This window comes from Cobetia sp. SIMBA_158, assembly GCF_046566945.1.
Lineage (GTDB): Bacteria > Pseudomonadota > Gammaproteobacteria > Pseudomonadales > Halomonadaceae > Cobetia > Cobetia amphilecti.
Genome location: NZ_JAWJYL010000753.1, coordinates 1 through 252 on the forward strand (window position 1 = coordinate 1; position 252 = coordinate 252).

General features: G+C 41.7%; 1 protein-coding gene. It reads right to left on the reverse strand.

The window, feature by feature from the left end:
- The coding region (locus R2R70_RS21820) for an alpha-galactosidase (protein ID WP_410979171.1) at positions 1-252 on the reverse strand (252 nt) is incomplete at both ends.

The following is a 252-nucleotide window of genomic DNA, read 5'->3' on the forward strand; positions in this document are numbered from 1 at the left end:
ATTAAGCGATAAAGTGCCAGTGTTTGCTGATGTACCGCAGGCTTACCATCAAAGTTACCCGCATGGTTAATATCGCGGTTCATATCCCATTTAATATACTTAATTGTTGGGTACTCAACCAAAATATCGTCAATGGCTTTGTATAAATATTCAACCACCTCAGTGCGCGTTAAATCAAGCACAAGCTGGTTTCTAAAGCTCAGTTGCTCGTTATTTTCTGAGCCTAAGACCCAATCAGGGTGAGCGCGGTAT